This is a genomic window from Microcystis sp. LE19-195.1E (assembly GCF_027532095.1).
GTDB lineage: Bacteria > Cyanobacteriota > Cyanobacteriia > Cyanobacteriales > Microcystaceae > Microcystis > Microcystis aeruginosa.
The window spans coordinates 1-9,226 of record NZ_JAPZSZ010000134.1 but is presented as its reverse complement, the minus strand read 5'-3'; the positions used below and the strand labels follow the sequence as shown (position 1 = coordinate 9,226).

Annotated in this window: 10 protein-coding genes and 1 pseudogene; 1 reads left to right on the top strand and 10 read right to left on the bottom strand. The window is 46.9% G+C overall.

All coding sequences use genetic code 11. From position 1 onward, the window contains the following. Nucleotides 1–390: 390 nt before the first annotated feature. The 9 genes from O9300_RS08105 to O9300_RS08065 all read right to left on the bottom strand — a co-directional run bounded on the left by O9300_RS08105 (nucleotide 391) and on the right by O9300_RS08065 (nucleotide 8,051). Complete coding sequence (locus O9300_RS08105) at nucleotides 391–726, bottom strand: ribulose bisphosphate carboxylase small subunit (protein WP_002741682.1); 336 nt, start codon at nucleotides 724–726, stop codon at nucleotides 391–393. 15 nt (nucleotides 727–741) lie between these two features. Then, the gene (rcbX, locus tag O9300_RS08100) at nucleotides 742–1,140 is read right to left on the bottom strand and encodes a RuBisCO chaperone RbcX (protein WP_061430949.1); all 399 of its coding nucleotides are present in this window, start codon (nucleotides 1,138–1,140) and stop codon (nucleotides 742–744) included. A 130-nt stretch (nucleotides 1,141–1,270) separates the two neighbouring features. Further along, nucleotides 1,271–2,686 (bottom strand): form I ribulose bisphosphate carboxylase large subunit, encoded by a 1,416-nt coding sequence (locus tag O9300_RS08095; RefSeq protein WP_002753365.1) that lies wholly within the window; start codon nucleotides 2,684–2,686, stop codon nucleotides 1,271–1,273. Nucleotides 2,687–3,237: 551 nt separating this feature from the next. Then, nucleotides 3,238–3,900, bottom strand: a complete 663-nt coding sequence (gene ccmN / locus O9300_RS08090) for a beta-carboxysome scaffolding protein CcmN (RefSeq protein ID WP_004162497.1) — start codon at nucleotides 3,898–3,900, stop codon at nucleotides 3,238–3,240. A 131-nt stretch (nucleotides 3,901–4,031) separates the two neighbouring features. Further along, nucleotides 4,032–5,990 carry a RuBisCO small subunit-like domain-containing protein gene (locus O9300_RS08085; RefSeq protein ID WP_287971158.1) on the bottom strand — a complete coding sequence of 653 codons (1,959 nt, stop codon included), beginning with the start codon at nucleotides 5,988–5,990 and terminating at the stop codon, nucleotides 4,032–4,034. 70 nt (nucleotides 5,991–6,060) lie between these two features. After that, nucleotides 6,061–6,372, bottom strand: coding sequence for a beta-carboxysome shell vertex protein CcmL (gene ccmL / locus O9300_RS08080; protein WP_002759323.1), 312 nt, complete (start codon nucleotides 6,370–6,372; stop codon nucleotides 6,061–6,063). A gap of 32 nt (nucleotides 6,373–6,404) precedes the next feature. Next, the gene (locus tag O9300_RS08075; protein ID WP_002733426.1) at nucleotides 6,405–6,746 is read right to left on the bottom strand and encodes a carbon dioxide-concentrating mechanism protein CcmK; all 342 of its coding nucleotides are present in this window, start codon (nucleotides 6,744–6,746) and stop codon (nucleotides 6,405–6,407) included. A 66-nt stretch (nucleotides 6,747–6,812) separates the two neighbouring features. Beyond that, nucleotides 6,813–7,124 (bottom strand): carbon dioxide-concentrating mechanism protein CcmK, encoded by a 312-nt coding sequence (locus O9300_RS08070; RefSeq protein WP_002734613.1) that lies wholly within the window; start codon nucleotides 7,122–7,124, stop codon nucleotides 6,813–6,815. Nucleotides 7,125–7,766: 642 nt separating this feature from the next. Continuing rightward, nucleotides 7,767–8,051 (bottom strand): Nif11-like leader peptide family natural product precursor, encoded by a 285-nt coding sequence (locus O9300_RS08065; RefSeq protein WP_002759324.1) that lies wholly within the window; start codon nucleotides 8,049–8,051, stop codon nucleotides 7,767–7,769. A 782-nt stretch (nucleotides 8,052–8,833) separates the two neighbouring features. Here O9300_RS08065 and O9300_RS08060 point away from each other — a divergent pair. After that, nucleotides 8,834–9,016, top strand: coding sequence for an AAA family ATPase (locus O9300_RS08060; protein ID WP_147071111.1), 183 nt, complete (start codon nucleotides 8,834–8,836; stop codon nucleotides 9,014–9,016). On the opposite strand, the pseudogene O9300_RS08055 reads toward O9300_RS08060, so the two are convergent. After that, a pseudogene (locus O9300_RS08055) lies at nucleotides 9,002–9,226 on the bottom strand (transposase family protein); the annotation flags it as partial. The gene O9300_RS08060 and the pseudogene O9300_RS08055 overlap by 15 nt on opposite strands.

The window sequence follows — 9,226 nt, the reverse complement described above, 5'->3', positions numbered from 1 at the left end:
TTTTTATTTTTCGATTCGACTGGTCAAACTATACCGATATTTTCTAGGTGTCGATAGCCTTGAATACAGGTTCCTTGTAGGTTCAAAAATTTGTCAAGTATCATAAGTAAAATAATCTCGTTTTTGGCTATTATATCAAATCTTAACTCAATTGTCTATCTTTTGGTATTAACTTGTTTGTGCCTTAAGTCCTTCCCTATATGAGTTTCAGCTACTTTTGGGCGTAGGTACTCTCATCGAATTTTATTTTAAGTTAATTATTTGCATAACAATTCCCGAAGAGCCTCAAGTGTTTTTGGATGTTAATCAACGATTTTCAATAACAAATGATAGAAAAAAAGGGAGGTCTAAGAACCCCCCTCAATAGTTAATAATTAGATGACAGCCAAATTAGTAGCGGCCAGCATTGGGTTTATGAACAATAAAGCTCATGGTTTGACATTGTTTGATGTTGTCAAAAGCGATAACGCGGATGTAGCAATCAGAATATTCAGTGCGGCACTCGCGAACTTCATTAAGAACTTCTTGGGGACCAGAAACAGAGAATAAAGGCAGTTTCCACATCGTCCAATGATAATCTGCGGGTTTGGGGTCTTTTTCAAATTCCACAGCAGGAATATAACCCTGATCGATCATGTATTGAATTTGTTTAGCAATTTGTTGATCGGTGAGGGGGGGCAAGTAGGAAAGAGTTTCGTAACGCTTCTCTTTAGGTAAAGTTTTCATGGGTTTCTTGATTCCTTATGGGTTGGGTAGATCATCAACATCGAGATTTAATTCCGATGTCTCTGGTTGACTTATAGCAGTACGGGTGAGACGTTCCAAAAGTTGCCGACGATGTTCGGTATTGTCATTAATAATTCCCGTTTTTACCATCTCTGGCAAGAACTCTAAAACCTGTTCGGCTAAATGTTCTCTTACCGTCATGATCCGCAAAACTAACTCTTTATTCTCAGCCATTAACCCCGCAATATAGGCCTCGCCATCCTGAATGGAATGGCTAGAAGTATAGTGACTCAGCCAAATAGCTAAAGTCGGATTAGTTTCTGACAATTGATCGATAATCGTGCGAACCGCTTGGTAAGTTAGGTAACTTTGTAAGACTTTCGCGGTATCTTGAACAACTTTTTTCGGATACATTTTATACAGTTTTCAGTTATTGGCTAGACAGTTATCAGTGTTGAAATTCTAGCGACTGCTTGCCGATTTTGGGCAAGTCCCCGGCATTATTTTGCACCGATAACTGCTAACAACCTTCTGAAGGGCTGTATTAGAGGGTATCCATAGCCTCGAACTCGAATTTGATTTCTTTCCAGAGTTCGCAAGCGGCAGCCAGTTCAGGACTCCAACGGCAAGCTTCCCGGATAACGTCGTTACCTTCGCGGGCCAAGGAGCGTCCTTCGTTACGAGCTTGGATACAAGCTTCCAGAGCCACACGGTTAGCGGTTGCACCGGGTGCATTACCCCAGGGGTGGCCAAGGGTTCCACCACCGAACTGTAAGCAGGAATCGTCACCGAAGATTTCCACCAACGCGGGCATATGCCAAACGTGGATACCACCGGAAGCAACGGGCATTACCCCGGGTAAGGAAGCGTAGTCTTGGGTAAAGAAAATACCACGAGCGCGATCTTCTTCCACATAGTCTTCACGCATTAGGTCAACAAAACCCATCGTGATACCGCGTTCACCTTCGAGTTTACCGACAACGGTTCCCGAGTGCAGGTGATCACCACCAGAGAGACGTAAGCACTTAGCTAAAACGCGGAAGTGGATACCATGATTTTTCTGACGGTCGATAACCGCGTGCATTGCCCGGTGAATGTGGAGCAGTAACCCTTTGTCGCGGCAGAATTTCGCCAGGGTGGTGTTAGCGGTGAAACCACCGGTGAGGTAGTCGTGCATGATGATGGGGGTTTTGATTTCGGCGGCGAATTCAGCCCGTTGCATCATCTGCTCGCAGGTAGGAGCGGTTACGTTTAAGTAATGTCCTTTAACTTCGTTGGTTTCTGCTTGGGATTTAACGATCGCCTCTTGTACGAAAAGGAAACGATCGCGCCAACGCATGAAGGGTTGAGAGTTAATATTTTCGTCGTCTTTGGTGAAGTCTAAACCACCGCGGAGACATTCATAAACGGCACGACCATAGTTTTTAGCGGAAAGGCCGAGTTTGGGTTTGATGGTGCAACCGAGTAGGGGGCGACCGTATTTGTTTAATTTGTCCCGTTCAACGGTGATACCGTGGGGAGGACCTTGGAAGGTTTTGATTAAAGCGACGGGGAAACGGATATCTTCTAACCGGAGACCGCGTAGAGCTTTGAAACCGAAAACGTTACCAACGATCGAGGTGAGGATGTTGGTGACGGAACCTTCTTCAAATAGATCTAAAGGATAGGCAACGAAACAGAAGAATTGGTTATCTTCGTTGGGTACGGGTTCGATATCATAACAACGGCCTTTATAGCGATCGAGGTCGGTTAAGTTATCGGTCCAAACGGTGGTCCAGGTACCTGTGGAAGATTCCGCCGCTACCGCCGCACCTGCTTCTTCCGGAGGAACTCCGGGTTGGGGTGTCACCCGGAAGCAAGCTAGTAGATCGGTATCTTTGGGGGTGTAGTCGGGGGTGTAGTAGGTCAGTCGGTAGTCTTTTACGCCGGCCTGGAAACCTTTGGATTTGGCTTGCACCATTGGGATTATTCCTCCATAAACTGCATGATTAGTCGCACCTGTAAAATCTCGCCGTCAACCGACATAGATTTTTCTTAAGCTCCTTTCCCCTGCTGCCAGGAGCGAAGTTAGGGAGCAATTTTCACTAATGTTTTTTTCAACTGATCATCTTAACACGAACTTTATCCTATTCTGATCATTTTTTTTCCCTATCTCTAAAATTTTGATTGTTTTTTTTTCTCGGGGGGATTAGTTTCTTTAATCTGTCGTCATCTAACTTTGACAATCTCTACAAAAGCATAAAAAAATCAACAAAAATTTACCTGATTTACACGCAGAAACTTCTGCTCATCAGGCTTTGAGCGATTAAAACTACTCTTTAATTGAGGAAGATTATCAATAATTACAACCTCAAAAAATTGTCGGCAATCGCTAAATATTAACTGGATTTCTAAGCAATTATACTCAGTACCTAGAGGACAGTTAGACAGCAGTGAACTCTAGATAAATTAGGTCTAATTACTCAGTAATTATTGTTGAGATTTTTGGCTTGTGAACGATTATTTTCCCCTTCAAGAATTATGGTTATTGTTGCCATTAAAACGATGACGTTCTGGAAATAGCGTGACCAATAACTGATTGATATAGACCTTTCCGACCACCGATGCTTGATTCGGTCGGTTAGTAGTAGATGCTTGTTCTCTGGTTTCCGCGGGACTGGCCTCGGCGACCATTTCCTCGCCATCCCAAGGACTGGCCACGGTTTCGGAGACCACTTCCTCCACGGACGGCACTGGGGACACTTGACTGACTACGGGTTGCGGTTCCGGTAAAGGGGGTCTTTCCGGTTCCGATGGGGTCGCTGACACCTCGATGGTAATTTGACGGGAAGTATCTCCGATCAGGGAACCAGACGGCACGATCGACATCGCTGCCACAGAAGCATTAAAAATCGTTGTGGTTGACCCAATACAGGCATTTTCACCGATTTCACCCCGACCGACGACGAGAACACCTGTACCTAAAATTGCTCCCGCACCGATAGCAATAACACCCTGATAGGCGGTTAAAATTGTTCCCATACCCAGGCAAGCACCCGCACCGATAATTATTTGGCTATTGGGGGCTGCTCGGAGAATCACCCCCGGAGCCACGATCGCACTCTCATCAATGGTTACATCACCATTGACATAGAATTCCGAGCGGCTAATAGGTTGAACGGGGGGTAAGGACATAATTGACAGTTATTCAGTGATCAGTGATCAGTGACCAGGGGTTAGGGGGTAGGGGTTAGAGTTTCGGGTATTTTTCCCGATCCGCCAACACCTAACACCTATCTCCCTTCACCGATCGCCGAGTCCTGAAATTAAGGGCGTTGAATAATCGATTCGAGAACACGGCGTTTCGCTTGGGAGTCAATCCCGATCAGACGAACGTATTCTCCTTGATGGTCGCGCAGACAGGTTTCTAAAGCGGCCACCACATCGGATTCGCGACTGCTCTCGATCGGGGTGCAGCTTTGCCAAGAACTGGTTTTAAAACGACGTTTATCCGCGTGTTCACTGCCAATTTTGTGACCTTGGTTCAATAAAGAACGAATCTGAGCGATCGTTTCCGCCGTTAAGGTACTGGTTAAAGTGGCAGTACCGCCGCCGGAGGAACCGGAAGCAGAGCTTTTGAAACTCGGTTCGGCAACGGTGGCGGTTTTACCGTTGCCATTACTAGCCACCGAACCATCGGGGCGCTGGATCACTGTTTCTAAAACTCGTTTTTTGGCTTTAGCATCGATACCGAGTAAGCGGACGTATTCGCCGCTATGTTCCCGTAAACAATCTTCCAAAGCAGTAATTACCTCCGATTCGCGATTGCTTTCGATCGGGGCGCAACTCTGCCAAGAACTGGTTTTAAACCGGCGTTTATCCGCGTGTTCGGTGCCGATTTTGTAGCCTTGGGCGAGCAGGGAACGAATTTGAGCGATCGTTTCCCCACTTAAGCTACCACTGCTGCTATAACTGGCTCCGTTACTAGCGGGGGCGCTGTAGCTGCTGGCTTTGCCGCTGCCGTTACTAGCGGGGGCGCTGCCGGGGCGGTGAATAATCATTTCGACGACGCGTTTTTTCGCTTGCGGGTCGATCCCGATCAGGCGGACGTACTCATCGCTATTTTCAGTCACGATCGCTTCAATATCGCGAATGATGCCCGCTTCGCTCTTGGTTTCGATCGCAGGTCCGGTTAACCAAGAACTGGTTTTAAACCGGCGTTTATCCGCGTGTTCGGTGGCGATTTTCAGCCCTTGGGCCAGCAGGGAACGCACTTGTACCGACAGGTCGGAATGGCCGTTACCGTTGCCATGACCGCCGTGGACGGCGGTGGTGGTGCGGGCCGGTTCTCCCGGGGTGTCTTCGGGGCGTTGGATAATCATTTCCAGTATGCGCCGTTTAGCGGCGGGATCGACTCCGATCAGGCGGACGTATTCGCCTTGCAGGTCTCTCAGGGAGGCTTCTAGGGATTGGGATACCTGTTCTTCGCGGCCGCCGTCGATAAAGCCGGCACTTAACCAAGAACTGGTTTTAAAGCGGCGTTTGTCAGCGTATTCGATGCCGATCTTGTAGCCTTGGGAGAGGAGGGAGCGAACCTGCGCTCGAATGTTTGTATTTAAACTCATAGGTGTCACCGAATTTCTATATAGCGTCTCATTAGCGATGTTTATAGCGGCTGCCGGTGGAGGAGTCGCTGGGCTGTGGGCTTTGACCGGGACGCTGGGGGCGAGGTCGATATCGACAATGTGACGGGTGAAGGCTCGATCGATTTCTGTGACATCGGGTAAGCGGTCGGCCTGTTGTTGGCTGGTGATCACGGAACCGGATGGCACGAATTTCCCGGCGGGGATTTCCACGTCTTGAACGAGGGCGTGCATCATGACGATGCAATCGGCACCAATGCGGGCATTAAAGACGGTGGAGCGAAAACCGATAAAACAGCGATCGCCCACATAGGCAGGCCCGTGAATGAGTGCCATGTGGGTGATACAGCTGCCCCGGCCGATCCACACCGAATATTCTCGGCCGTCATCTCCCACCACACGGCTTTTTTCTAAACCGTGGATGATTGCTCCGTCCTGAATTTTGCTGTCGTCGCCAATGTGAAAGGGGGTTCCTTCATCGGCGCGGATGGAAGTCCCCGGAGCAATCACCACTCGCGCCCCGATCTCGATAGCGCCACTGAGGTTAGAGAAGGTGTGGACTTTGGCACTCTCGTCTATGTGCGTTTCCTCTGGGGATTTGGTCCGCTTTTTCGGACTAGCCGCCGTTGTGCGGACGACCATAGTTAGTCTTCCTCCATACTGAATTTGGCTGGCTGGTTGTTACTTAACTGTGTTTGGGTTCTATCGATGTTTAACCGGATTGACGAAATTCGTCCCTCTTGCTGTAGAGGGTGCGATTTTCTACGGTTATAGTGTCAATAATCCCCACCACCATCGCGTCAAGGGGGCGATTGTTCTGTCCGTCTTCGATACGGGCGGCTCCTCCCCGGGACACTAGCACCCATTCATTAATCCCCGCTCCGACAATATCACCCGCTACTTCGTATTTAGGCAAAAGTTGCCCCTGTGCGTCGATGAATTGCAAAAGCAGAAGTTTCACTCCCGTCATACTGCGCGGTTTCAGGGAGCTAACGACGGTGCCGCAAACTTTGGCAATTTGCATGGAATTTGTTTACACTAAAAGTTAGTTGCGCTCTAGATTCGTCTTAAAGGTTGCGGGTTAACACTTTCACGAAACTGTTCCACGGCTTCTGTATAACGGATGGGAAGAACGTATTCGAGGTTTTCGTGGGGACGGGCGATGATGTGGGTCGAGAGGACTTGACCACCCTTAACACGATTAGATGCCGCTTCTGTCCCCGCCGATACGGAGGCCTGTACTTCCGAAACGTCTCCCCGGACGATGACGGTGACGCGACCACTACCAATTTTTTCGTAACCTACTAGGGTTACGCGGGCGGCTTTCACCATGGCATCAGCCGCCTCGACGACGGCCGGGAAACCCAAGGTTTCCACCATGCCCACTGCAATTGACATAATATTTTTGTCTCCTAATGGTTGGCTTTCTTCGACTCTATAGATGCTGACCCCGATCAACGGTGTTTAATAGCTGCGGAATTGCTCTACTTCTTCGGTGTAGCGAATGGGCAGCACGTATTCGAGGTTTTCGTGGGGACGAGCGATGATATGGGTAGATAGCACTTGTCCTCCGTTAACCCGGTTGGCGTTTTCCACTCCGGCAGCTACAGAAGCTTGCACTTCTGAAACGTCTCCCCGGACGATGACAGTGACGCGACCACTACCGATCTTTTCGTAACCCACTAGAGTCACCCTGGCGGCTTTGACCATGGCATCGGCCGCTTCCACAACGGCGGGAAATCCTAGGGTTTCAATCATTCCTACTGCAATTGGCATTTTTTTGTTCCTCGCTTGTCAAGCCAAACTAAACTATTAATTTTGTTAGCGTTATCAATTTTGTTTCAGTCAAATTCTTTCCTTGTTACTTTTCCTGCTCTAGCTCTGGTGGCAGTCGGGATCGTGGCAAGGTGGGTAAGACCATCCTGAATTTTATCTCGATCGTGACCGTTTTCATCCACTAATTTTATTTTCTAGGGCCGGTTGGTAAAAATTTGACGAGTCAGGCAAAATTATCAACCTAAAAAAAGCATAGGAAACTATGACACCTTTGACAATATAAAACATTATGATTATTTCTCATCTTCAGGTTAACGAAAGTTAATCATTCCTTGACTTCGCCCATCAGCCTCAGCAATTCTCAGGAGATCTACAGCTAAAACCTTTGCTATGAGCCGATTTCCGCTTTAAGTTTTCTCTTGGCGGCTTGCTTGTCTCTGCTGGATTTATTGGCAGATAAAAGCCTATTTTCCCTGATTTAGGCTTTTTTATAATTTTTTTATACTATATACGGCTGGGGTGGGGGAGTGGGGAGAAGGGGAGCCTTTTTCAGTGTTGCCAAAGGCACGGCGTAGCCGTCCAGTAAACAGTGAACAGTAATCAGTGAACTGAAAACTCACATCTGATCACTGATCACTGATTCTAGCGATCGATCTCACCTTCGTAGGGTTGGACACCGATCGAGGGATAATTATCGTGGTTAGGACTGAAAACTTCTAACACTGCATGAGCTAACTTTTGGAAAAAGTCGGGACTCTCGTGCAAGGATTTGAGTGCCGCTTCTAATTCAGGAAGGGAGAAATCGAAGCCTTGCGAGCGAGCTATCTCTAGTAATTGCTGAGGATCTTGGGTTGAGCGCATTTTTTGACCCAATTCTTCGTTTTTAGCGGCTAAGGCGAAAAAGTCGAACACTTGATTTTTAGACATATAAATACTTTTCCTTTGATGATTAAAGGTGTGGCCTCGGCGGCGTGGAGGTTAAACTGCCTAGTATGGTTCATTTTTATCCTACCAGTCAGGAGATATCCTCAAAGCAAAAGTTTCGTTTTTATGGTTCTTCGGTTTGTGTTATGCAATAGACGGGGGGGTATAAGGTATGTAACCCTTATAGAGAAAGACATTTGGAGATTTTTATCAATTGCTTTTGCTCTAGAGCGAACTAATCAATTAAGTCTCTTGCCAGATAAGGATTTAGTCGATTTATGCCCCCCTATCGAACCATAACAAGTAACGAAGAACCCTAATTATTAACTGTTGAGGGGGGTTCTTAGACCTCCCTTTTTTGGCTCTCCCAGGTTTGGTGGGTAAAATGTATTCTAAGATACATTCCTCCTAGCGAGGGGGTGGAACGAACCACAAAGACACAAAGGACACAAAGATCGATCGATCATATTGTAAGTTAAACTTATCACACAGAACCTAGAAGAGCCCCTTTTTTTTGATAGAAAACGGGTTTCTTGAAGAAACCCGTTTTCTGCGCGTAAAGATCCCTTAAATCTTGGACCGATTCTACCAACGCTGCCAAAACGTATAAAGCTGATAAGGAGGTGCAAAATCAGTTCATAAGATTTTTCGTACAACCCACGCTTTATCTTGGAGGTGCTACACTGGGTCTAGCTGGGCTAGGTTGTGCCGTAGCTGGAATGAAGAATCTGATAAAACCCTAATCCCCTTACTTTAGATGTTTTTAAATACCTTAATTTAAAAGTATGTTAACATCCCTGACTCTTGGGAATTTCAAAAGCTATAAGGAGGCAACCTTATCTCTAGCACCCATCACCTTTTTAATCGGTGCTAATGCGTCAGGTAAAAGTAATGCACTAGAAGCAATTCGCTTACTTTCATGGTTAGCGAAAGGTAGTAGGTTAGATGACATTTGCGACAAAATCTAACTCTTTGCTAAAGGGTTTCTGACAATTAACGTACTTAAATTGACGACGATTAACTTGTAGGTATACTGGTTGACCTGAGATTGGTAAATCTTTGACTAAATGTCGATGATTTTGGTGGAGTTTATCGCTCTCTAACCCACAACGAGGACAGGTTGCTTTTTGATTTTTCGATTCGATTCGGCAAACTATACCGATATTTTCTAGGTGTAG